Here is a 23,640-nt window from a genome sequence, read left to right as displayed (position 1 = left end):
GTGGCTGGTGACAGCACACGCCGGGGACCACCTCGGCGAATGAGACCACCGCATCTCACCTCGTGAAACACTGCGGATGATCGTGACCGAATTGGTCACCATCGGCCACCGAGAAGGGCTAGGATGTGAGCCATGGCTAGGTTCAGTCCTCTCGAGTGGCCGGTGATCCGGCAGCTGCGTTCCTCCGATGCGTCGGGGCGCGGCGAATCAGTGGTGTCCCAGAAAACGCGGGAGACCACCCCACGCACCGCCACGGCGGACAAAGTGGTGCAGTCGGTCTGCCCATACTGCGCCGTCGGCTGCGGCCAAAAAGTCTTCGTCAAGGATGACAAGGTCATCCAGATCGAAGGTGACCCGGACTCACCGATCTCACGTGGACGCCTTTGCCCCAAGGGTGCCGCCAGCGAACAGCTGGTCAACGCCAACGGGCGCATCACCGAGGTCCTCTACCGAGCTCCCAAAGCCAAGGACTGGCAGAAGCTCGATCTGAATACCGCGATCGACATGGTCGCCGACCGCTTCATCGAAGCCCGCCGCAAGCATTGGGAGGACTTCGACGACAAGGGCCACCAGCTGCGTCGCACGATGGGGATCGCCAGCCTCGGCGGGGCGACCATCGACAACGAGGAGAACTACCTCGCGAAGAAGCTCTACACGGCTGCGGGCGCGATCCAGATCGAGAACCAGGCGCGTATTTGACACTCCGCCACGGTTCCCAGTTTGGGAACCTCGTTTGGGCGAGGCGGCGCCACACAACCCGTCCAGGATATGGCGAATGCGGACTGCATCATCATCCAGGGATCTAATATGGCCGAGTGCCATCCAGTGGGCTTCCAATGGGTGACCGAGGCCAAGGCCCGGGGTGCACGCGTCATCCACGTCGATCCTCGATTCACGCGCACCACGGCGATCGCCGATAAGCACGTCCCGATCCGGGCCGGCTCCGACATCGTCCTGCTCGGGGCGCTGATCAACCGCGTCCTCTCCGAGGGCCTGCACTTCGACGAGTACGTCCGCGCATACACGAACGCTGCGAACCTGATCAGCGAGAGCTATCAGGACACCGAGGACCTCGACGGACTCTTCTCCGGCTTCGATCCGGACACTAACTCCTACGACAACTCGTCCTGGGCATACCAGACCGACGAAGCAGGTCGTGCGGTCAGGGATGAGAGCCTGAGCGACCCCAGGTCGGTGTTCCAGATCCTCAAACGCCACTACTCCCGGTACACACCGGAGATGGTGGCCGAGAACTGCGGCATCAAACCCGCCGACTTCGAATACCTGGTTGAGTCCGTGACGCAGAACTCCGGTCGCGAACGCACCACGTGCTTCGCCTACGCCGTGGGTTGGACGCAGCACTCCCTGGGTGCGCAGTTCATCCGCACCGCCTCGATGCTCCAGCTCCTGCTGGGCAATATGGGCCGTCCCGGCGGTGGCATCATGGCCCTGCGCGGACACGCCACAATCCAGGGCTCGACCGACATTCCGACCCTGTTCAATCTGCTGCCTGGCTACCTGCCGATGCCCAGCGCCGGGGTTCACGAGACCTTCGAAGACTATGTCGGTGCGGTTGGCACCCCAGAGACCCACAAGGGTTATTGGGCCAACGGCCGCAGCTACGCCACCAGCCTGCTCAAGGCCTGGTGGGGCGATGCGGCGACGAAGGAGAACGACTTCGCCTACGACTATCTGCCGAAGATCAACGGTGCTCACGGCACCTATCAGACGCAGGTACGCATGCTCAACGACGGCGTCGACGGCTACTTCCTGCTGGGGCAGAACCCGGCGGTGGGATCGGCCAATGGGCGGATGCAGCGCATGGCGATGAGTCACCTCAAATGGATGGTCGTTCGCGACTTCCGGCTCATCGAATCCGCCACCTGGTGGAAGGACGGCCCGGAGATCGAAAGCGGTGAGCTCAAGACCGAGGACATCGAGACCGAGATGTTCTTCATGCCCGCCGCCAACCACACGGAGAAGGCCGGCACCTTCACCCAGACGCAGCGCCTCGTTCAGTGGCGCCACAAGGCCGTCAACCCGCCCGGGGATGCGCAGAGCGAGCTCGATTTCTTCTTCGAACTCGGCAAACGGGTCCGGGAAAAGCTCAAGAACTCCGAGGACCCTCGTGATCGACCGCTGCTCGACATGACATGGGACTACCCGGTCGACGAGGAGGGCGAGGTTGACCCCGAATCCGTGCTGGCCGAGATCAACGGCTACTACGTCGGAGGCGAGAAGGACGGAGTCCCGCTCGACAACTTCAATCAGATGACCGATGACGGCACCACCGCCGGTGGCTGCTGGATCTACGCAGGCATCTACGCGGGCGGGCAGAACATGGCTGCCCGGCGCAAGCCGCGTGACGAGCAGGACGAGACCGCCGCCGAGTGGGCGTGGGCTTGGCCGGCGAACCGTCGCATCCTCTACAACCGCGCCTCGGCGGCCCCGGACGGCACGCCATGGTCGGAACGGAAGAAATTCGTCTGGTGGGATGAGGAATCAGGCAAGTGGACGGGCAAGGACGTGCCTGACTTCCCGATCGACCGAGCACCCTCGGCGCGTTCGGATCAGGCCCACGGCGGTCCGGCCAACCTCGACGGTGACGATCCGTTCATCATGCAGGCCGACGGCAAGGGCTGGCTGTTTGCCCCCAGCGGCATGATCGACGGACCGATGCCCACGCACTACGAACCGCAGGAATCGACGGTTGCCAACCCACTCTACGATCAGCAGAGTTCACCGACCCGTCTGGTCATGCGCCGTGAGGATAACCTGTCCGCGCCCGGCGCCGGCAACCCCGGCTCCGAGGTCTACCCGTACGTGTTCACGACCTACCGACTGACCGAACACCACACCGCAGGCGGCATGTCGCGCTGGCTGCCGTACCTGTCCGAGCTGCAGCCGGAGATGTTCTGCGAGATCTCACCGGAGCTCGCCGCCGAGGTGGGGCTTGAGCCCTACGGCTGGGCGACCTTGGTCTCCCCGCGGGCGGCCATCGAGGCCCGTGTGCTCGTGACCCGCCGGATGACGCCGCTGACGATCGGTGGGAAGACCATCCACCAGATCGGCCTGCCCTATCACTGGGGCGTGGGTGGCGACGCCACGGTCGAAGGCGACTCCGCGAACGACCTGCTGGGCGTGACGATGGATCCCAACGTGTTCATCCAGAACAGCAAGTACGTGGCCGGCACGATCATGCCGGGCCGGCGTCCGCGCGGTCCCGAGCTCGTCGACTTCGTCGAGAAGTACCAGCGTGAGGCGGGGCTGGGCCCCGAATCGGGCAACCAGCTCGTCACTGTCTCCGATGATGTCGTGGCCGCTTCACATGAGGCTGGCTCCGAAGCACACAAGGGCGGGCACCCTCACCGTGGTGGCGACTCCGCAGTGGGCGTCAGTCCCGGTCGAACCTATGGTGCTGAGTCGAGCGATGGTGGGGACCCCTCCGGCGCCGAGGTGGCCGAAGATTCCAGCCTCACGGACAGTGCCGATGATCGCACTGGTCGGATCGACATGCAGCCAACCGCGAAGGGCGCAGGCAACCGGGCAGATGACGGTGACCCGACAGATGGTGATCCGGACCAAGGGTATGTCGGTTCGGATGCGGACAGCGTAGAGACGGGCAACCTCGGCGAGGGAGCGCCTTCATCTGAAGGCGAGCCAACCGGCGAGGATACGGTGGACAATAGAGGAAACGAGGAGGACTGATGTCGACGACTGTCGAGAACGACGCTGTTGCGGACGGGCACTGGCACGGTTCCGCGCAGGAGCGCAAAGGGTTCTTCACCGATACGTCGATCTGCATCGGCTGTAAGGCCTGCGAGGTCGCGTGCAAGGAGTGGAACAACAACCCGCAGGACGGGACCTTCGAACTTCTCGGTTCCTCGTACGACAACACGGGCAGCCTCGGAGCCAACACGTGGCGCCATGTCGCCTTCATCGAACAGGACGGCGAACGGATCGAAGCCGCCCGCGAATCCGGGCGGAAACTCGTCAACCTCGGCATGCCGGCCATACGCCCCCGCACGGACGAATCCGCGGGCGCGCAACCACTCGGTGGCGCGCTGGGCGCGGCACAGTCCGGTTCCAACGGGGCGGGTGCTTCAGGTGGCGGTCTGCCGTCGACACCGCCGATGGGCATCGACCTGCTGGCGCCCGGCGCCCTCTCTCCGAGCGACCCGGAGGACATCGCCAAACTCGACACGACTCCGCCGGACACCGAGGACTTCCGCTGGCTGATGTCCTCGGACGTGTGCAAGCACTGCACCCACGCCGGCTGTCTCGACGTCTGCCCCACGGGAGCCCTGTTCCGCACGGAGTTCGACACCGTCGTCGTCCAAAACGACGTCTGCAACGGCTGCGGCACCTGCGTGGCCGGCTGTCCCTTCGGCGTCATCGAACGCCGCGACGACGGCACGATCAACACGCCCACCGACCGTGACCGCAGCGCCGCGGACATGGATGTGCCGGACAAGAACACGGCCAACAAATGCACCCTGTGCTATGACCGCCTCGTCGACGGACAGGAACCGGCATGCGCGCAGACCTGCCCCACCGAGTCCATCAAGTTCGGCGACCACGATGACATGGTCGACAAGGCCCACGCCCGCGTGGCCCAGCTTCACTCGCAGGGCCTGACCGAGGCCCGCCTGTACGGAGCCAACCCGAACGATGGGGTCGGGGGAACCGGATCCGTCTTCCTCATCCTCGACGAACCTGAGGTCTACGGCCTGCCACCGGACCCGCGGGTGGCCACGAAGGACCTGCCGCAGATGTATGCCAAAGCCGGTATGGCCGCGCTCGGCATGGTCGCCGCCGCCGGACTCGCGTTCCTGGGGAGCAGGCGTTGAGCACTTCCGAATACGATTCCTACCGCCCACCTGAGCTCGATCGCGGTCGAAAGAAGCGTCGCCGAGGTGGTCGACCCGGCGGCGGTCCGGGCGGTAACGGCGGCGCCGGCCGTGGCGGCGGCCAGGGATGGAAGAATCGCGGTGCCGACGGCAACCGCGAGATGCCGATGGTCGAGGACGTCGAATTCTCCTCCTACTACGGCCGGCCGATCGTCAAGGCTCCACCATGGGGCGATGAGATCTCGCTCTATCTGTTCCTCGGCGGACTGGCCGGAGGCTCTTCGCTGCTTGGACTCGGCGCCCAATTCAGCGATCGTCCGGGATTGCGCATCGCCACCAGGCTGATCGCGATCACCGCGACAGGTGTCGGGGGAGCGGCACTGGTGGCCGACCTCGGCCGGCCCGAACGCTTCCTCAACATGATGCGGGTATTCAAGGTCAGCTCGCCTATGAGCCTGGGCACCTGGATCCTGTCTGGATTCGGAGTCGGCTCAGGAGTCCTGGCCGCGATCGAGGCGGATCGATTGACCGGGCTGCGGCTGCCGTTGGGTCCGCTGCGCAGCCTGCTTCATGCGATGGAGACGCCAGCGGCATTCGAATCAGCTCTCTTTGCGACACCGCTGGCCGCATACACCGGGGCGCTGCTCGGCGACACCGCGGTCCCCACCTGGAACGCCGCCGGCCGAAACGGCCTGTCGTACGTCTTTGTGTCCTCGGCGGCCGTGGCTGCCGGGGGAGCGGCCATGGCTCTGGCTCCGGTGCGGGAGACCGGACCAGCGCGTCTGCTCGCGCTCGCTGGTGCCGCCGGCGAGGCGTTCGCGATGAATCGGATGAAGCAGGGCATGCATCCTGCCGAGGTTGACCCGCTCGAAGACGGCGAGCCCGGCCGCAAACTCCACCGGGCGGAGAAGCTGCTCATCGCCGGTGCGATCGGCACTGCTGCTGTCGAAGTGGGGGCCCGGGTGTTCACGGAGAAGCTGGGTCGCGGGGGCAGTACTGGTGTTGCCGGTCTCGCAGTTCGGGTCGCGGGGGCTGCGGGCAGACGCAGCTGGAAGACTCGAGCTGCACTGCGCGCCGTCTCGGTTGTCAGCGGTGCGGCATTGGCGGCCGCCTCGGCGTACACGCGCTTCGGAGTTCTCGAAGCCGGCATCGAATCGACGAAGGATCCGCGCCACGTCGTCGAACCGCAGCGCGCTCGCCTCGAAGAACGCCGCGCCCGTGGAATCGTCGACGACTCGATCACCACCGGGGTTTGAGGTCCGACCGAATGTTCCTCAAGGGGAGTCGCATCTCCTCCCGGTACTTCTGCGTCCTACGTCTGCTCTTGTTTTCGGCACCGGTGGCTTCATGAACAACCCTGGCAGGGGTTGTGGAAGAAACTACGGGTGAGGGGAGCCGGCGGCGAGGCGCGCCGGGTGTGAGACGCACGAATACCAAGAGAGGTTGCGAAAAACGTCTCTAGTAGTAGCGTGGTGGTCCTATGAAGGACGCAATCAAGGAGCTGCTCAACGACCGGCGCAGCCTGAAAGAGGCCGCCATAGTGGCTGTCCTGTTTCCCCTTGTGTATTTCGGAATGAATCTCATCGGCTGGGGCAACGAGATGTTTTCGTGGTGGGAGACTCTGCTCGTAGCGCCTGTCAATGGGTTTTTCTACTGGATATTCCTCAGCGGATTCAGACGCTTCGCCAACGAGGATGTCACACCCTCCAAATTCGGCGAATGACCCGATTCGGTGTCTGTCAGACTCGGTGACGGGTCACCGCACGTGCACACCAGACCCGACGACGATCTCCCCGATGATCGGGTGGCCCGGGATCTCGCCGACGATGAGCAGGCCGCCGGAAGTCTGCGCATCGGCGAGGAGGAACAGTTCGTCCTCGGTCACGGAATCATCAGTCGTCAGATTGGGGCGAACCCAGTCCAGGTTGCGGCGGGTTCCCCCGGAGACGCAGCCGTCCGCAATCGACTCATCGACTCCGCCGAGGCGGGGCACCGCAGCCGCGTCGATGATTGCTCCCACGCCTGAAGCACGGCACATCTTGAATAGGTGGCCGAGCAGTCCGAAACCGGTGACATCGGTGGCTGCCCGTACGCCTGCGGCCAGTGCCGCCAGCGCGGCATCGGCATTGAGCTCGGTCATCGTCGCGACCGCCTCGGCGAAGTACTCACCGGTGCGCTTGTGTCGATTGTTGAGGATCCCCACACCGATCGGTTTCGTCAGGGTCAAGGGCAGGCCCACCTCGGCGGCATCATTGCGCATGAGCTCATCGGGGTGGGCGATGCCGGTGACGGCCATGCCGTACTTGGGCTCGGGATCGTCGATCGAATGCCCACCGGCGACAGGGCAGTTGGCTTGGGCGGCAACGTCGAGCCCTCCGCGCAGCACCTCGGTGAGCAGCTCCATCGGCAGCTTCTCTCGTGGCCAACCGACGAGGTTGATCGCGGTGACTGGAGTCCCGCCCATGGCGTAGATGTCAGACAGTGCGTTCGCGGCCGCGATCCGACCCCAGTCGTAGGCGTCGTCGACGACTGGGGTGAAGAAGTCGGCCGTCGAGAGCACTGCGAGGTCATCGCGAACACGGACGGCGGATGCGTCATCGCCGTCGTCGAGGCCGACGAGGACATCGGGGCCGGACTGACCGGTCAGCCCCTTGACTGCTTCCTCGAGCTCGCCCGGCGGGATCTTGCAGGCGCAACCTCCACCGTGGGCGAATTCGGTCAGGCGAGGCTGAGGGGTGTCCATGCCCGCGACTCTACCACCGAGGTCAGACCGGCTGATGAATCATTCTGAGCACCGTGCGCACATGACATGGTTGAGCGCAGCGTAGGGCTCATCACGTCTGGGCTACTATCACTGCATGAACCCATCGTTCGAACACATCGTCGTCGATGCGCTGATCACCGAACGCCTTGTTGATCCCGCGGACCGCGAACGCTCCCTGAGCGTCGTTGCTGCTGCTCTCAGCACGCCGACACGACCGGCGTCAGATGCCGCTTCGCGGCGCACGAAGATGCCCAGACTCGTCGAGGTCCTCAGCTATCTCGGCGGTGCCTTCGTGCTCGCCGCGGGCGGACTGTTCTTCGCCCAGGAATGGTACGGGCTGGGGTTTGGCACTCGCGTGACGATGCTCGCCGTCGTATGTGCAGTCCTCGGCCTGGCCGGGGCAGTGATCGTGCGGGTCTCCTCCGAGTCGGTCGACGTCCACGAACCGGCCAACGACTCGCGGCGTCGCCTTGCCGGCACGCTGCTGACCGGAGCAGCCCTCGCCGCGGCCTGCTCAGCCGGGCTTGTCGTTGATCACTGGGTGGATTCGACTCTTGAGGGAATCTATTGGCCCGCCGTAGTCGGCGGGGTTGTGGGACTGCTGACGTCTATGATCGGGCACCGGTTGGCACCCACCGCGCTGGGGATGCTGGGTATGCTGGCCAGCTTGCTGACGGCAGTGCTGAGCTTCTCCAGCGGCTACGAAAATCATTGGACAAACGTCGTGGCCTTCGCCATGTTCCTTGTGGGTGTTGTGTGGCTGGCGGTCACCGAGGCGGGCGCTTTCCCTGCGATCACCTTGGCTCGTTCGGTCGGAGTCGCGACGGCGCTGCTCGGAGCTCAGCTGCCGGTGATGGAGGCATACCACCCTGGGCTGGGATACCTGCTCACACTCATCATGGCTGTCGGCGGTATAGCCGCATACCTGAAGACAACCGCCTGGCCCTACCTGGCTGTCGCGGTCGCAGCTGTCACGTTGGTGGTCCCGGAGGCAGTCTCGGACTGGACGGAGGGATCTTTGGGTGTCATCGGTGCCGTGCTCATCACCGGCGTCACCCTGCTGATCGCCTCGTTCATCGGCTACCGACTATGGGCGCGGCCCACCGAAAGGATCGGCACCCCGGATTGATGGGACGAGGGATCCGTGGCCCGGTGCCCTGTCGACAGTCGCGGCAACGGCAACTCACCAGAGATCGGTGGACCGAGGCTAAGGTGTGCTTATGACCAACAGCGGCCGGCGCGGTCCCACTCGGGTTGCCTCACTGAACGATGCCGAGGCGATCGTCGACACGATGACCAGCGCGTTCTTTCACGATCCCTTGTGGGGCCCGGCGTTCCCAGACGAAGGACGACGCGCCATGCAGGCCGCCGTGATGTGGCGACTGTATGTCACCTCCGCACTTCGCTACCCATGGACATTCGTCACCCCTGACGCAGAGGCCGCGGCCGTGTGGATTCCGCCGGGCGGAACCGAACTGACAGCGCAGGAAGAGGACGCCCTCGATGGTCTGCTCAGGCAAACCGCGGGCCCAGATGCGGCGAAGGCGATCCTGGAGGTCTACGAACAGCTCGACGAGGCGCATCCCCAACAGTCATGCTTCTACCTCACTCTGCTCGGCGTGCGTGAGGACCAGCGCGGTAAGGGACTGGGCATGGGCCTGCTCGCCGAGAGTCTTGTCCATATCGACGCTCTCGCAGCCCCTGCGTATCTGGAGTCGTCCAACTCGGTCAATAATGCTCGCTACGAAAGCGTCGGCTTCATTCCCCGTGATCAGATCACAACCGCCACCGGCCACGTGGTCACCACCATGTGGCGGCCACCTCACTGACGACTGTGAATGCCGAGGCAGGCACGCAGTCGCACTCGTCGACGACTTCGACACCCGGCGGTGCGTCCGACTCCTGATCTGAAGGGTAGGATCTCAGACGGAGGCGTCCGAGTCCTGGTGGGCTCCCCGGTCTTCAAAACCGGTGCGACCGAGTATCTCGGTCTGGCGGGTTCGATTCCCGTCCGCCTCCGCCACCAGCATCGTCGACGTCGTCGCGCTCGAAAGCCCGGAGTTCGCTTCCTGGCCGGCCCGCGGGGACCGTCAGGAGGAGACAGCCTTGGCCGATACGGATCCGCGGCGCAGCATCCCGCGCACCGATAGCCTCCTTGGCCTTCCCGAAGTCATCGACGCAGGTCAACGGTTAAGTCAGGCTACGATCAAAGCCATCATCTTAGATGCCCAGAGTGCTGCTCGCGCTGGCTCGATTCCCACCGCCGAGGTGGCTGCCACCATTGTCCGACACCTGAGTTCCCGCTCGGCTTCGTCCTTGACCCCGGTGCTCAACGCCACCGGAATCATCGTCCACACCAACCTCGGTCGTGCGCCTCTCTCCCAGGCCGCGCGAGAGGCGGTCGCCGATGCTGCCGGCTACGTCGACGTCGAAATGGACTTGGAAACCGGTCGGCGCAGCAAACGGGGGACCGGTGCCACGCAGGCACTTCTGAGAGCCTGTCCGGGTGCGGAAGACGCCTTGGTCGTCAACAACGGCGCCGCCGCACTCCTGCTCGCGGTGACCGCTCTGCGTGGTGGCCCTACAGCAGATGGCTCGCGCGGTGCGCACGGACGTGCAGTCACTGCTGGTGCGAACCCTGGCGGTGAGGCAGATCCTCGCGAAATCATCGTCAGTCGTGGTGAGCTTGTTGAGATCGGTGCTGGTTTCCGGTTGCCGGATCTCATGACCACCACCGGAGCACGCCTGCAGGAAGTCGGAACGACCAACCGCACTCATCTGGCCGACTATGCAGAAGCGATCGGCCCCGATACCGCGAGCCTGCTCAAGGTCCACACCAGCAATTTTCGGGTCGAAGGATTCACCGCCGCGGTGGAGATCTCACAACTGCGCGAACTCGCCGACGAGCACGAACTTCCACTCATCGCCGATCTGGGCAGCGGACTCTTCGAACCCGACCCTCACCTGCCCGATGAGCCCGATATCGCCAGTGCCCTGGCCGCGGGAGCCGATGTCGTCATCGTCAGCGGGGACAAACTCCTCGGCGGTCCGCAGGCCGGGCTCATCCTCGGACGCCGTGAGGCCGTGGCGCGGATTGCAAAGCACCCTCTGGCCAGGGCGATGCGCACCGACAAACTCACGTTGGCCGCAATCGAGGCAACGGTTGCGAACATGCAGAATCCGGTCCACGAAGCACTTCATATCAATCTCGACAGACTCAAAGAACGCACTGAGTTCCTGGCAGAGCTTGCCTCTGGAACCGTTGTCGCCCACGACGGACGAGTCGGCGGCGGGGGAGCTCCTGGTGTGCCGCTGCCTGGTTGGGCCGTCGAACTGCCGGAGAGCTATGCGGCGGATCTTCGCACTGGGGAGACGGCCATTGTCGCCCGAGTCCACCAGGGGCGATGCCTCATCGACCTGCGCTGCGTTCCAGAGTCGGAGGACTTCCGGATCGTCGACGCAATTGCTCGCATCCAAGGGGTCGACCTCGTCAATGCCGAGCCGGGCGAAAACGGCAGGCTCCTCGATCGCCTCAAACGCCACCTCGGCGACGGTGGCAAGCGGAACGAACGCCTCGGCGAGCAGGACTGAGATGTACGTCGTCGCAACCGCAGGACATGTTGATCACGGCAAATCCACCCTGGTCAGCGCCCTGACCGGGATGGAACCGGACCGTTGGGCCGAAGAGAAGAAGCGGGGCCTGACGATCGACCTCGGCTTCGCCTGGACCACGCTGCCCTCCGGTCGGGAACTCGCCTTCGTCGACGTGCCCGGCCACGAGAAATTCCTCGCGAACATGCTCGCAGGAGTCGGCCCGGCCCCGATCGTGTGCCTCGTCGTCGCCGCAGACAAAGGGTGGCAGGCGCAGTCGAGTGACCACCGGGACGCGATCACCGCGCTCGGGATCACCCGCGGCCTCGTCGTCATCACCCGTGCGGACATCGCACCGGAGGCGCTCGCCGCCACCGAAGCCGAGGCCAGAGTCCAGCTGCAGGGCACTCCGCTCGCCAACGCACCCGTCGTCACGGTGTCGGCGACTTCGGGGGAGGGTCTCGAAGAACTCGTCGCGACCTTGGACGCCGTCACAGCCGACACTCCCGCCCCCGATCCGGGCGCCCGCCTGCGGCTGTGGGTCGACCGCGCCTTCACGATCAAGGGCGCCGGAACCGTCGTCACCGGCACACTCACGGCCGGAACCCTGCGCACCGGCGATCGTCTGCGTCTCGTCGGGGAGACCTCGACCGAAGCAACAGGGGTCCGCGGCCTGCAGAGCCGAAATTCCGCCGCCGGGGTGGTCGTCCCCAGTGCCCGCGTGGCCGTGAACCTGCGCGACGTCGGTGCCGATGTCATCCACCGTGGTGACGCTCTCATCACCGACGATGCGTGGCCGGTCGTGGAGGTCATCGACGTGCGCCGGACCATGGGTCAGCCACTCGACGAGGGTGTCCACGGGCTCATGCTCCACATCGGCACGGCCGCGGTCCCAGTCCACATGCGGCCCTTCGACGGCGACCACGCCCGACTCACCCTCGACCGCGGCCTGCCGCTGCAGGTCACGGACCGGATCGTCCTGCGCAGTCCCGGCAGCCGAAACGTCTTCGCCGGAGTCGTCGTCCTCGACGTCGACCCGCCCGAACTGGGCCGCCGTGGTGCAGGCGCCAGGCGAGCCAGTGAGCTGGCTGATCGTCCGGAGACCGGAGACATCCTCGCCGAGGTGGCCCGCCGGGGAGCCGTCGAACGTGCACGGCTGCTCCGGTTCGGCTTGAGCGTGCCCGAGGTATTGCCCGACGATGTGGCAGATGCGTCGGGTGGATGGCTTATCCACCGGCCGACTCTCGAACACTGGGTCGAAGCCGCGAGGACCATTGTGAAGGTGAAGCTGGCGGCAGAACCCCTGGCAGCCGGTGTTCCGGAGAAGGCGTTGGCCGAAGAGCTGCGCCGCGTCGATCCTCCGTTGCCGGGCGAGACCAATCGCGAACTCGTCGCCGCGATCGCTTCCCGAGCCGGCCTCGAAACGGTCAAGGGCATGGTCCGACCGCCCGGGCATTCCGCGGATCTGGGTCCTGCTGAGGCGGGCGTCGCCGAGGTGGAACGACGCTTGGCGGCTAATCCCTTCGCCGCGCCCGAGGCCGATGACCTGCGAGAACTTCGCTTGGGAGTGCGGGAGCTTGCTGTCGCCGAGTCCGCGGGACGACTCCTGCGCCTCGGCGATGGTGTGGTCGTCTCCCCTCGGACACCCGCACAGGCGATGCGGCTGCTTGCGGGACTGGATCAGCCGTTCACGACGAGCGCGGCCAGACAGGCTCTGGGCACGACCCGTCGTGTGGTCATTCCCCTGCTCGAATACCTTGATGGTCGCGGTTGGACCCGCCGTATCGACAACACCTCACGCGAGGTTGTGAGGTAGGAGATCGGAGGGCACCCGCGGCATCGGCTGCCTGGAGGGAGTCTGACCCGCACCTGGCAGTGACCCGATGGGTGGACCGAGACCCTGGTCACGGCCACGTGCGTGCGGCGCTTGGTGCCGCAGAGCACCCATCGAATTCTGAGCTGATGCTCACGAGTCCTATCCGATTCGTTGCGGCGAAACTAAGCCACCTATGAGCCTCTCTGCATTGAACCGTCTTCCTGCGTCCGACAGTGTGGTGTGAGGCGATTCCCGGAACACCACTGTGCCGAAAGCATGAGACAGACGTGTGCCGAGTCCAACCAGGACGCCGTCCGGGCCGTTCGCCCGATCCAACGAGAAAGTGAGAACTGATGAAAAGTGTGCGCAAATTTGCGGTGACTGCACTGTCCGCTGCCGTCATCGCGGGAGGTCTCTCCCTGGGGGCGGCGACCTCGGCCTCAGCCGATCCGATCTCAGGGTCGGTCGATCAGTCGAGCGAGCTCAGCTCTGAGCAGATCGACAATGCCCGCACCATCATCGGCGTCGGTAAGGGCGCTGAACTGTCGAAGAAGGCACAGAAGATCGCCGTGATGACCGCACTGCAGGAATCGAGCCTGCAGAATCTCGACGGCGGGGATCGGGACTCCGGCGGAGCGTTCCAGCAGCGTCCCTCGATGAGCTGGGGATCGGCCACACAGGTGGCCGATCCTGTCTTTGCCTCGAAGTCGTTCTATGGAGTCAATCCCGACATCCCCAACCCGGGCCTCACTCAGATCGACAACTGGGAGAACATTGACCCGGGTGACGCCGCGCAGGACGTGCAGTCCTCGGCTTTCCCCGATGCATACGCGAAATGGGAACCGCTGGCAGCCCAGCTCGTCGACGACAACCAGGACGTCACAGCCATCGACTGAAGCGCCGAACCGGCTTCAGCCCAGTGCCCCGGCAGTCAAGCGTCGCACAACCTCGGTGAGGTGGTGCAGGCCGGAGACGAGGTCCTCATCCTTCGTGAATTCCTGCAGACTGTGGGAGACCCCGCCGACGCTGGGAATGAAGAGCATCACCGTGGGCACGGTGTCTTTCATGTTCGTCGAGTCGTGGCCGGCCACGGTCATCACCCGCGCCGAGGTCAGGCCGAGGTCATCTGCTGCTGACCGTGCCAGCTCGACTCCTTCCTCGGAGTACGGGTTCTGATCCCAGCTGTGCTCGGCGACGATCTCGATCTCGACCCCGACCGCCTCGGAGACCTGGGCGACCGTGGACATGAGGGACTGGTGGGCTGCGGCGATCACCTCGGCGCTGGGTGAGCGCAGGTCGAGGAGCAGGCCAACCTCGCTGGCGACGACGACGGGGGAATTCGGGTAGACGTTGAGTTCGCCGCACGCGGTGTGCAGCGCCCCGGACTCGAATTCGTCGACGAGCTCACGGGCGGCGACGACCAGACGAGCCGCACCGAGGAGGGCGTCGCGCCTGTCGCTCATCAGCGTCGAACCGCTGTGAGCCTGTTCCCCGGTGACCCGGAACTCGAACTTGTGGGCCGCCCACGTGGCGTTGACGAGGCCGATCGTCACCCTGTCTTCCTCCATGCTGCGTCCCTGTTGGACGTGGATCTCCGCATAGGCGGCGATCTCGGGCGCCGTGAAGTCACCGCGCTCGCCGATGGCGTCGAGCGCCTCGGCGACGGTGACGCCCTGGGGGTCGGTCGTGGCCAGTGCCGCCTCGAGCTCGGCCTTGCCGGTGAAGACGTTGCTGCCCATCATCGAGGGCTTGAACCGGGAACCCTCTTCGTTGAACCAGTTGATGACGGCGAGGTTGTATTTCGCTTTCGACGGGTCGGCGCGCAGTTCATCGGCCACCGCGAAGCAGGCGTGGGCCGAGGACACGACTCCGTAGGCGCCGTCGAAGCGTCCGGCCGTGGGCTGCGAATCCATGTGGGATCCGGTCAGCACATAGGGGGCGCCGGGAACGAGTTCGAGCAGCCCGTACTGGTTGCCGATAGCATCCCGGTGGACGCTGAACCCATGGCTCTCCAGCAGTTCGGCAAACCATGCGCGCTGCTGGCCGTCGGCGGTGCTCGCCGCCTGCCTGTCGACGCCGTTCGTGCCTTCGACGGCTCCGAAGCGCGAATGCACGGACCAGTCGGCGAGGAACTCGTCGTCGCGGTCGGACTGCGTTGTCGCTGGCGAGGATGCTGGAGTCTGCGAAGCAGGGGTCTGTGTCATGGTGCGTCCTTTTCGGAGATGCTGAGGGCTGGTCAGGGTGCGGCAGGGTCAGGCCTGGTTCGTGTCTCAGACCGCGATTTCGTCGGCGGCCGGGGGCATGAGCTCGGAGTCGATGAGGACGTGGATGAGTGCCGGACCGTCGGCTGCCAAGGCTCTGTCGAGTGCTGCCTCGAAGTCCTCGGTCTTTTCGACGCGTTCACCGTGTCCGGCGAAGGAGGACATCCATACCGCGAAGTCGGGGTTGACCATGCGGGTACCGGAGGGCCGGCCCGGATAGTGGTTGACCTGGTGCGAAACGATCGTGCCGTACACGCCGTTGTCGACGACGATGACCAGCGGTTTCGCGCCGTGAGCGAAGGCCGTGGCCAACTCCTGTCCGTTCATGAGGAAGTCGCCGTCGCCGCAGATCGCGACCGTGCGCCGGTCAGGGTACGCCAGTGACGCCGCGACCGCACCGGGAACTGCGAGCCCCATCGCGCCGTTGCGGGCTCCAACGAGGCTCGCAGGCTGAAGGTGCCGGATGAATCGGTGACTCCAGATCGTCGCATTGCCGGCCCCGTATGTGAGGATTGCTTCCCCGCCGAGGCGGTCGTCGAGGATCCCGAACGCCACCCCGAGATCGACGCCGGTGCGGGGAATCGCTCCGGCCACCTCGGCGTCGGGTCTGTGCGTGGCTACCTGGGACTGCACCTTCGCGCGAGAGATCATCCAGGTGTCGTCGCGGTCACCGCGGAGGTGCGAGCCAGTGGACATGTTCAGCGCGGTGACGAAACTGCGCGGTGAGGCCAGTATCTGCGCGTCGATGCGACCGGCGTGCTGGGTGGCCTCAGGGTCGAGGCCGACGACGATGGTCTGCGCGTCGAAGCCGCGCGTATATCCGTCACTGGCCACATCGGATCGGGTGGCGCCGACGTAGACCAGGAGGTCCGCCTCGGCGAATCCGGCGGCGATCGCATCGGCCCGGCCGTAGCCCAACCATCCGGCCCACGCGGGGCTCGAATGGGGCAGTGCATCGTAGGCGCGCCAGTCGCAGAAGACCGGAATCCCCGCCGAGGCGGCCAGTTGGGCAAGTGCTGCCCCATGCCCTTCGTGCCATCCGTCTCCGCCGAGAACGAACGCCGGCTTCTTCGCCGCTGAGATCCGTGCCGTCAGCGACTCGAGGTCCACGACCGAGGGCTGTGGCTCGGCGATTGGAGCGGGTGTCGGTGCTGGTGAGTCGGTCAGACGGACGAGGACGTCCTCGGGTAGGCCGACGACGACGGGACCGGGACGACCAGATGCTGCGATCCGCAGAGCCTCGGCGGTCAGGTCTCCGGCGCGGTGCTCGTCGTCGACGACGATGACCTTCTTCGCGGTCGAGGAGAACCATTCGGGGAGGCTGAATTCCTGGAACGATTCTCGGGCGCGATCGGCGATGGGCACGAGCCCGACGAAGAGGACGAGAGCAGTGGCGTCCTGGTACGCGGTGTGGACCGAGATCATCGCATTCGCCGCGCCTGGTCCCCGGGTGACCATGGCGATTCCGGGTCGGCCGGTCAGCCGCGATTCGGACAGAGCCATGAAGCCGGCCCCGCCCTCCTGACGGCAGACCACGGTCTCGATGGGAGAGTCGTAGAGGCCGTCGAGGACGTCGAGATAGCTCTCGCCGGGAACGGCGTAGACCCTCTCGATTCCGGCGTTCTCGAGGGTGCTGACGATGAGGTGACCGGCCGAGCGGGACATGCGGTGGGTCCTTCCGATGATGGAGCGATGGTGTGTGAGGGCAGACTGGAACGTGGGTGGTCCGCCGTGTTCGGGGCGGACCACCTCGGCGGTTTCAGGTTGAACCGGCTCGGCCCATTCAGCGGGCTTCGCTCAGTGCTTGAAGCCGGGCAGGTCGACGCTCAGACGCGGTGCGATCGCTCCGGCGAAGGCCGTGAACAGGGACAGGAAGGCCAACATCGCGGCGGCCGGCCACCAGTGGTCTCCGGCGGCGGCGACGAAACCGGTCGCCAGCAGCGGAATGAAGCCGGAGAGCATGCCTGCGGCGTTCTGCGACATGCCGACACCGGTGTAGCGAGTGCTGGCCGGGAACAGGCCGGTCATCACGGTGCCCGAGGCGGCATAGGGCAGGGACAGTGTGCCGACCGCCAGGGTCATGGCCAGCACAACGAGGACCGGGTTCCCGGACGTGAACATGAGGAAGGCAGGAACAGAGACCACCGCCGAGGCGACTCCGCCCCAGAGGATGACCTTGCTGGCCCCGTATTTGGTTCCCAGGGCTCCGCCCCAGATGAGGACGAAGATCTCTACGAAGGCCGCGATCATGCTGCCCAGCAGGAGGAGTGAATCGTCGTAGCCGAGGATGTTGACGCCGTACCAGACGCAGAAGGCGGTGACGAGGTAGAAGCCGCCGACGCCGAGGAGAGCTGCTGCCATGCCGACGATGATCTGCTTCCAGCTGTCGCGGAAGGTGGTGCGGATCGGACTCTTCTCGACCTCGCCGGATTCTTCGAGCTGACGGAAGACCGGAGATTCTTCGAGACGGCTGCGGATGTAGACGGCGACGAGGAGGAGCGGGATGGCGGCGAGGAACGGGATGCGCCAGCCCCAGGCGGCGAAGCTGTCCTGCGACAGGACCAAGGTCATGATGAAGAAGCCGCCCGAGGACAGGATCGTGCCGATGGGCGAGCCGATCTGCGGGATCGCGGCGTAGCGGGCGCGCAGGTGCAGTGGAGCGTTCTCGACGACGAGGGTCATCGCACCCGACCATTCGCCGCCGACGAACAGACCCTGCAGGATGCGCAGGAGCACGAGCAGGGCGGGGGCTGCGAAGCCGATCGCCGCATAGGTCGGCAGTGCGCCGATGAGGCCGGTGACGACGCCGATGCCGATGATCGTGACCATCAGGACCTGGCGTCGACCGACCTTGTCGCCGATGCGGCCGAAGATGAGTCCGCCGATCGGGCGTGCTGCGAGGCCGACGCCGAAGGTGGCGAAGGACGCCATCGCGGCGGCGGTGGCGCTTTCGCTGGTGAAGTACTGAACGTTGAAGACCAGTGCCGCTGCGGCACTGAAGAGGAAGAAGTCGTACCATTCGAGCGCGGTGCCCAGGAGGGCTCCGAGCGCGACCTTGTTGGCGTCTTTGACGCTGAGTTCATGAGTTGCGGAGTATTCCGCCGCAGCTGTGGGGTCGGTGTGGCTCATGTTTCTCTCCATCGAGTGCAGGACTGGGTCAGTAGGGCATTGTCGGTAGGGCATTCAACCTGCAACGTAAAACACTACAGAGTGAGATCGCACGATTTCGAGCATCATTTGCCCCGGGATCTCCATTGCCGATTGTGCATCTGCACAGCTTTCTGCACATAGTCTAGGACGATGCCGCCAACGCACGAGAGACAGCTCAAGGATCAGCCGCTGCCGGGTGACCATCAGCGCTGGATAGAACTTCTTGACGCCCTCGATCTTGACCAGCTCACCGACCGGTTCCTGTCCCGGGTCGTCAGAGTGCCTGGCTACGATCCCGCTCCGATCCCGCTCTCGGAGCTGCAGCGCACAGGCCTCATTTCGTTCCAGTCCCTCGTCGAGGGTCTGCGCGCCGGTGGTTTCGACGGACCGGTCGCGGTGTCGACCGAGGTCGGAGTCTCCCGCGCTCGCGCAGGAATCCCACTCGAGGCATTGATGACGGCGATCAGACACGACTTCAATGTGTTGTGGGAGGCCCTGACCAGGGTCGCTACGCAGGACGATGCGGAACTCGTCATCCGGCACACCGGGATTGTGCTCTCCACCGTCGACGAATACGTCTCCCAGGTTCAGCAGGCCTACACGGCGGAGCAGCAGCGGATGCGGGAAGAGGAGTCTTCGGTTCGGCAGGGGCTCATCGCGGGGCTGTTCGACGATCTCAACCCGACGGTCGAACGCCTGTCCACGATCGCCTCGGCGCTGGGCCTCGATCCGGAAGGTCCGCTGCTGGTCGTGGCCGCGCACGGTGAGGACACCTCGGCGCTGCGGGTTCTCATCTCCGACCACGAGCGCGCGGGCGGGACCATGTTCACGCACCACCTCGGCGATGTCCTCATTGCCTTCACCCGATCCTCCGAGCTCTCCGGCCCACGATTGGCAACGATCGAACGTCGTCTCGCCGAGGCGCGGGTGGGTCTGGTCAATGCCGCGGGAATCGGATCCCTGCGCAGGTCAGCGCTGACCGCTCGGGATCTGGCGCAGGTGCTCACGACCGCCGAGGTGGGCGCGATGACCTGGGAGCGCGGCTGGGCCAGACTGGCCGCTCAGGCGCTGAACGCGGCGGGGAACTCCATCGTCACCGACGTCGAGCGGGCGCTGGCCGTCTGCGGAGCGGGCGAGCGTGAGCGCCTCGTTGAGGCCGTGCGCACCTATCTTCGCTCGGGCAGCATCGGGACGAGTGCCGCCGAGCTGTTCTGCCACCGCAACACCGTGGCCAACCGTCTGCGCCGGTTCGCCGACCTGACCGGGGTGGACCCGATGATCCCCGCCGAGGCGGCCCGGCTCGTTGTCGGGTGGGCGTGAGTTGAGGGGTGGTCGGGACGTGAGTTGGGAAGTGGTGGGGGTGACCGCGTGGTCGGTGCATCTAGGCGAGGGTCAGAGCATCTAGGCGAGGCGGCAGCTAGCCGAGGCGGTCGCGGAGGATGCCGAGGAACTCATCGGCGCGCTCGACCTGGCGGGCGAGTTTCTCGCGTCTGGAATCGGCGTCGTCGAGCAGTGCCAGGAGTTTGCGGCGGGCTTCGCCGCGTTCCTCCGCGGGGGAGTCGCTTTCCAGGATGTCCAGGTGGGCCAGCAGTTCACCCATCTCGGCGGTGGAATAGCTGAGCGCCTTCATGCGGCGGATCGTCATCAGGCGGCGGAAGTCCTCGTCGGTGTAGACGCGGAAACCGCCCTCGGTCCTGCCCGTGGCGGGAATGAGCCCGATGTCTTCATAGTGACGCAGAGTCCGTGAGGACAGGCCCGACTTCTCCGTCATCTCGCCGATGTGCATGCCAGGCACCCTTTCGTTGCTCGCAGCTGCCGACCGGTTGGTGGGCTGGTTTGCACCAACCCTAACGCAACGTTAATGTTGATCACGAACTCTGACACGCCGTGAAGGTTCACGGCGCCACCCCACTTCCTGCTCCTAGGAGACCCCTGTGTCAACCACCCTGCCTCCAGACAGTGCACGGCGCTCTCCGACACCGGAAGAACGTCAGAGTGTGCTTCTGACTCTGAAACGGCCCCGCTGGCTCAAGACCGAGATCCTGGGCGGGCTGGTCGTCGGGTTGGCGCTCATCCCAGAGGCGATTGCCTTCTCCGTCATCGCCGGCGTGGATCCGAGGGTCGGGCTCTTCGCGTCATTCACGATGGCCGTGACTGTGGCGTTCCTCGGTGGACGCCCAGCAATGATCTCCGCGGCGACCGGTGCGGTTGCACTCGTCATCGCACCCTTGGTGGCCTCGCATGGCACCGACTATTTCATCGCCACCGTCATCCTGGCAGGCATCTTCCAGGTGATTCTGGCACTGGTCGGAGTCGCCCGTCTCATGCGGTTCATTCCGCGCCAGGTCATGGTCGGCTTCGTCAACGCACTGGCCATTCTCATCTTCATGGCCCAGGTGCCCGAACTGATCAACGTCCCGTGGCTGGTCTACCCGCTGTGCCTGCTCGGTCTCATCATCGTCTTCTTCCTCCCGCGTTTCACGTCCATCGTGCCAGCACCTCTGGTCGCCATCGTCGTCTTGACTCTCCTCGTCGTGACCTTCGCCTGGGATGTGCCGAATGTCGGGGACAAGGGTCAGCTGCCCGAGTCCCTGCCGACACTGCTCATTCCGCAGGTGCCGCTGACACTGGAGACGCTGAAGGTCATCGCCCCCTATGCGCTGGCGATGGCCCTCGTCGGGCTGCTCGAATCCCTGATGACGGCCAAACTCGTCGACGATGTCACCGATACCCACTCGAACAAGACCCGCGAGTCCTGGGCGCAGGGCGTGGCCAACATCGTCACCGGGTTCTTCGGCGGCATGGGCGGCTGCGCCATGATCGGTCAGACCATGATCAACGTGCGTGCCTCGGGGGCTCGGACCCGGATCTCGACGTTCTGCGCCGGCGTCTTCCTGCTCATCCTCGTCGTCGTACTCGGCGACATCGTTGCGCTGATCCCCATGGCCGCGCTTGTGGCGATCATGATCTTCGTGTCCTGGGCGACATTCGACTGGCGCTCCATCCGCCCCAGTACTCTGGCGAGGATGCCGAAGTCGGAGACCACGGTCATGCTGGTCACGGTGATCGCGACCGTGTGGACGAACAACCTGGCCATCGGAGTCATTCTCGGCGTGCTTGTCGCGATGATCGCCTTCGCCAACCGCGTGGCCCACTTCGTCAGCGTCGACCGGAAGATCGTTGAGGCCGACGGGCGTGAGAATGCCCGTTACACCGTTGACGGTGAACTGTTCTTCGCCTCCTCCAATGACCTGTACACGATGTTCAACTACGCCGAAGACCCGGAGCACGTCATCATCGACATGCACCGATCCCACCTCTGGGACGCCTCCACGATCGCAGCCCTGGACTCCGTGACCGACAAGTACGAGCACTACGGAAAGCACGTAGAGATTGTGGGACTCAACAACGCCAGCCGCAGAATGCGCGTCCGCCTCGGCGGTCAGAGCACTTCGTAGCTCTGACCGTGCGGCCCGGTCAGTGCGATTGCCTCACCGTCCACCGCGAGAACGAATCGTCCATCGGGTTCGCCGGAAACCTGGCCGCCGATCTCGGGGAGGACGCCTGCGCCCTCATTGCTGATCCACAGCACATCCTGATGTGAGGTCATGAGTTCGGCGAACTGCTCGCGCTCTGCGGACATCATGACTGCTCGCTCGCCCCCGCCCCACCTCGGCGATGGGCAGCGCCTGCGTCAATACCGTCATCAGTGCCTGTGTCCCGGTATTCGGTAGAATCCGGCCGATCTCTAGGAACCTGAACAAGTGCTGATGTAGTGTGTTCGACGTAGTGTGCCTAGAGCCGTCATCGGCGGCTTCAGCCTGATCGAGGGAGATCACATGTCATCCGAGGTGAACCCACCTGTGAGCCAACAACCGCCGAGTGACTCCGCGATGGAGAAACGGACCCTGAGAAAGGTCACAGTGCGGTTGATTCCGTTCATCATCGCGATGTACTTCATCAACTACCTCGACCGCACCAACCTCGGCATCGCGGGCCCGGGTGGCATGAACGAAGACCTCGCGATGACCGCCACCCAGTTCGGGTTCGCGGCCGGCATCTTCTTCTTCGGCTACCTCCTCCTCGAGGTGCCCTCGAACCTCGCGCTGCACAAGTTCGGCGCTCGGATCTGGCTCGCACGAATTCTCATCAGCTGGGGCCTCGTGGCAGCGGCGATGGCGTTCGTGCCCAGCCACGGATGGCTCTACTTCCTGCGGTTCCTCCTCGGCGTCGCCGAGGCGGGGTTCTTCCCGGGCGTCATCCTCTACCTCACCTACTGGTTCCCCTCCTCCATGCGCGCACGGGCCACCGCGCTGTTCATGCTCGCGATCCCGATGTCCAGCGTCATCGGCTCCCCGCTGTCCTCGTGGCTGATCTCGAGCGGCAATACGATCTTCGAGAACTTCGCCGGCTGGCGCTTCATGTTCATCGTCGAGGGCGTGCCCGCGGTCCTGCTCGGCATCATGTGCATCTTCTACCTCACCGATCACCCCCGCGATGCCAAATGGCTCTCGCCTGAGGAGAGGAACTGGCTGCAGTCGAAGATGGACGCCGAGGAGAAGGGCAAGTCCGCGACCTTCCACTACCCGGTCCGCCGCTCCCTGCTCCAGCCACGTGTGTGGGCGCTGTCCTTCGTCTACTTCGGCATGGTCTACGGCCTCTACGCGATGAGCTTCTTCCTTCCGACCATCATCTCCGGCTTCCAGGAGACCTTCGGCGTCGAATACTCGATCGTCGAGATCGGCTTCATCACGGCCATTCCCTATGTATTCGGTGCCTTCGCCATGTACTTCTGGTCCCGGCATGGGGACAGGACCAATGAGCGCGTCTGGCACGTCGCGATTCCGCTCTTCATCGGCGGCGTCACGATCCCGATCGCCCTGTATCTGAGCTCGCCGTTCACCACGATGATCGCGGTGACCATCACCTGCATGGCCATCTGCGCCGCACTTCCGACCTTCTGGCCCCTGCCGCAGACCTTCCTCGCCGGTGCCGGAGCCGCCGCAGGTCTCGCGCTGATCAATTCGCTGGGCAACTCCGCCGGATTCTTCGCTCCCTACATCACCGGCGGACTCGCCGAGCTCACCGGAACCCAGAACGCAGGCATGTGGGTCGTCGGCGCCGCCATGGTCGCCGCCGGAATCGTCACCCTCATCCTCAAGTCCGCTCCCGCGCCGGATAAGGTGAATCCGGAGATGACGAAGTAGG

17 protein-coding genes, 1 tRNA gene and 1 pseudogene are annotated in these 23,640 nt (G+C 65.1%); 13 read left to right on the top strand and 6 right to left on the bottom strand.

The annotated features are described in order from the left end of the window. Positions 1-132 precede the first annotated feature (132 nt). The 4 genes and pseudogenes from fdnG to AAFP32_RS16285 form a co-directional block, all read left to right on the top strand. Positions 133-3,300: pseudogene (gene fdnG, locus AAFP32_RS16300) on the top strand (formate dehydrogenase-N subunit alpha); the annotation flags it as partial. A gap of 407 nt (positions 3,301-3,707) precedes the next feature. Next, positions 3,708-4,850, top strand: coding sequence for a 4Fe-4S dicluster domain-containing protein (locus AAFP32_RS16295; protein WP_350270019.1), 1,143 nt, complete (start codon positions 3,708-3,710; stop codon positions 4,848-4,850). After that, positions 4,847-6,106 (top strand): NrfD/PsrC family molybdoenzyme membrane anchor subunit, encoded by a 1,260-nt coding sequence (nrfD, locus tag AAFP32_RS16290; RefSeq protein WP_350270017.1) that lies wholly within the window; start codon positions 4,847-4,849, stop codon positions 6,104-6,106. Before AAFP32_RS16295 ends, nrfD begins: the two co-directional genes overlap by 4 nt. 224 nt (positions 6,107-6,330) lie before the next feature. Continuing rightward, the gene (locus AAFP32_RS16285; RefSeq protein ID WP_101598060.1) at positions 6,331-6,573 is read left to right on the top strand and encodes a hypothetical protein; all 243 of its coding nucleotides are present in this window, start codon (positions 6,331-6,333) and stop codon (positions 6,571-6,573) included. A gap of 33 nt (positions 6,574-6,606) precedes the next feature. On the opposite strand, the gene selD is transcribed toward AAFP32_RS16285, so the two are convergent. Next, on the bottom strand, positions 6,607-7,593 hold the full coding sequence (selD, locus tag AAFP32_RS16280) for a selenide, water dikinase SelD (protein ID WP_101598061.1): 987 nt from the start codon (positions 7,591-7,593) through the stop codon (positions 6,607-6,609). Positions 7,594-7,708: 115 nt separating this feature from the next. Here selD and AAFP32_RS16275 point away from each other — a divergent pair, with 115 nt between their 5' ends. The 6 genes from AAFP32_RS16275 to AAFP32_RS16250 all read left to right on the top strand — a co-directional run bounded on the left by AAFP32_RS16275 (position 7,709) and on the right by AAFP32_RS16250 (position 13,917). Beyond that, on the top strand, positions 7,709-8,743 hold the full coding sequence (locus AAFP32_RS16275; RefSeq protein ID WP_101618891.1) for a DUF2157 domain-containing protein: 1,035 nt from the start codon (positions 7,709-7,711) through the stop codon (positions 8,741-8,743). 91 nt (positions 8,744-8,834) lie between these two features. Beyond that, the gene (locus AAFP32_RS16270; RefSeq protein ID WP_101598064.1) at positions 8,835-9,443 is read left to right on the top strand and encodes a GNAT family N-acetyltransferase; all 609 of its coding nucleotides are present in this window, start codon (positions 8,835-8,837) and stop codon (positions 9,441-9,443) included. A 99-nt stretch (positions 9,444-9,542) separates the two neighbouring features. Next, positions 9,543-9,637: transfer RNA gene (locus AAFP32_RS16265), tRNA-Sec, on the top strand. Between the two features lie 83 nt (positions 9,638-9,720). Continuing rightward, positions 9,721-11,205: an L-seryl-tRNA(Sec) selenium transferase gene (selA, locus tag AAFP32_RS16260; protein ID WP_350270016.1), complete on the top strand. Its 1,485-nt coding sequence runs from the start codon at positions 9,721-9,723 to the stop codon at positions 11,203-11,205. 1 nt (position 11,206) lies between these two features. Next, positions 11,207-13,021 carry a selenocysteine-specific translation elongation factor gene (gene selB / locus AAFP32_RS16255; protein ID WP_350270015.1) on the top strand — a complete coding sequence of 605 codons (1,815 nt, stop codon included), beginning with the start codon at positions 11,207-11,209 and terminating at the stop codon, positions 13,019-13,021. A 353-nt stretch (positions 13,022-13,374) separates the two neighbouring features. After that, on the top strand, positions 13,375-13,917 hold the full coding sequence (locus AAFP32_RS16250) for a hypothetical protein (RefSeq protein WP_101618888.1): 543 nt from the start codon (positions 13,375-13,377) through the stop codon (positions 13,915-13,917). Positions 13,918-13,932: 15 nt separating this feature from the next. Here the strand turns inward: AAFP32_RS16250 and AAFP32_RS16245 are convergent, their stop codons facing one another. From AAFP32_RS16245 to AAFP32_RS16235, 3 genes are all read right to left on the bottom strand, one after another. Then, complete coding sequence (locus AAFP32_RS16245) at positions 13,933-15,225, bottom strand: M20 family metallo-hydrolase (RefSeq protein WP_350270014.1); 1,293 nt, start codon at positions 15,223-15,225, stop codon at positions 13,933-13,935. A 66-nt stretch (positions 15,226-15,291) separates the two neighbouring features. Further along, entirely contained in the window at positions 15,292-16,947 is a 1,656-nt protein-coding gene (locus tag AAFP32_RS16240) for a thiamine pyrophosphate-dependent enzyme (protein ID WP_350270013.1), read from the bottom strand. A gap of 132 nt (positions 16,948-17,079) precedes the next feature. Beyond that, positions 17,080-18,411 carry an MFS transporter gene (locus tag AAFP32_RS16235; RefSeq protein WP_350270012.1) on the bottom strand — a complete coding sequence of 444 codons (1,332 nt, stop codon included), beginning with the start codon at positions 18,409-18,411 and terminating at the stop codon, positions 17,080-17,082. Positions 18,412-18,582: 171 nt separating this feature from the next. On the opposite strand from AAFP32_RS16235, the gene AAFP32_RS16230 reads away from it, so the two are divergent. After that, entirely contained in the window at positions 18,583-19,752 is a 1,170-nt protein-coding gene (locus AAFP32_RS16230; RefSeq protein WP_350270011.1) for a helix-turn-helix domain-containing protein, read from the top strand. A gap of 97 nt (positions 19,753-19,849) precedes the next feature. Here the strand turns inward: AAFP32_RS16230 and AAFP32_RS16225 are convergent, their stop codons facing one another. Next, on the bottom strand, positions 19,850-20,218 hold the full coding sequence (locus AAFP32_RS16225; RefSeq protein ID WP_101618884.1) for a MerR family DNA-binding transcriptional regulator: 369 nt from the start codon (positions 20,216-20,218) through the stop codon (positions 19,850-19,852). 148 nt (positions 20,219-20,366) lie between these two features. Between AAFP32_RS16225 and AAFP32_RS16220 the strand changes: the two genes are divergently transcribed. Next, complete coding sequence (locus tag AAFP32_RS16220) at positions 20,367-21,890, top strand: SulP family inorganic anion transporter (RefSeq protein ID WP_233429341.1); 1,524 nt, start codon at positions 20,367-20,369, stop codon at positions 21,888-21,890. Here AAFP32_RS16220 and AAFP32_RS16215 read toward each other — a convergent pair. Further along, a complete protein-coding gene (locus AAFP32_RS16215; RefSeq protein WP_350270010.1) occupies positions 21,875-22,078 on the bottom strand; it encodes a hypothetical protein in 204 nt (67 codons plus the stop codon). The genes AAFP32_RS16220 and AAFP32_RS16215 overlap by 16 nt on opposite strands. 217 nt (positions 22,079-22,295) lie before the next feature. Between AAFP32_RS16215 and AAFP32_RS16210 the strand changes: the two genes are divergently transcribed. After that, a complete protein-coding gene (locus tag AAFP32_RS16210) occupies positions 22,296-23,639 on the top strand; it encodes an MFS transporter (protein ID WP_350270009.1) in 1,344 nt (447 codons plus the stop codon). Position 23,640: the final 1 nt, after the last annotated feature.

This window comes from Brevibacterium sp. CBA3109, from assembly GCF_040256645.1.
Lineage (GTDB): Bacteria > Actinomycetota > Actinomycetes > Actinomycetales > Brevibacteriaceae > Brevibacterium > Brevibacterium koreense.
This window is presented reverse-complemented; position numbering and strand designations above follow the sequence as displayed.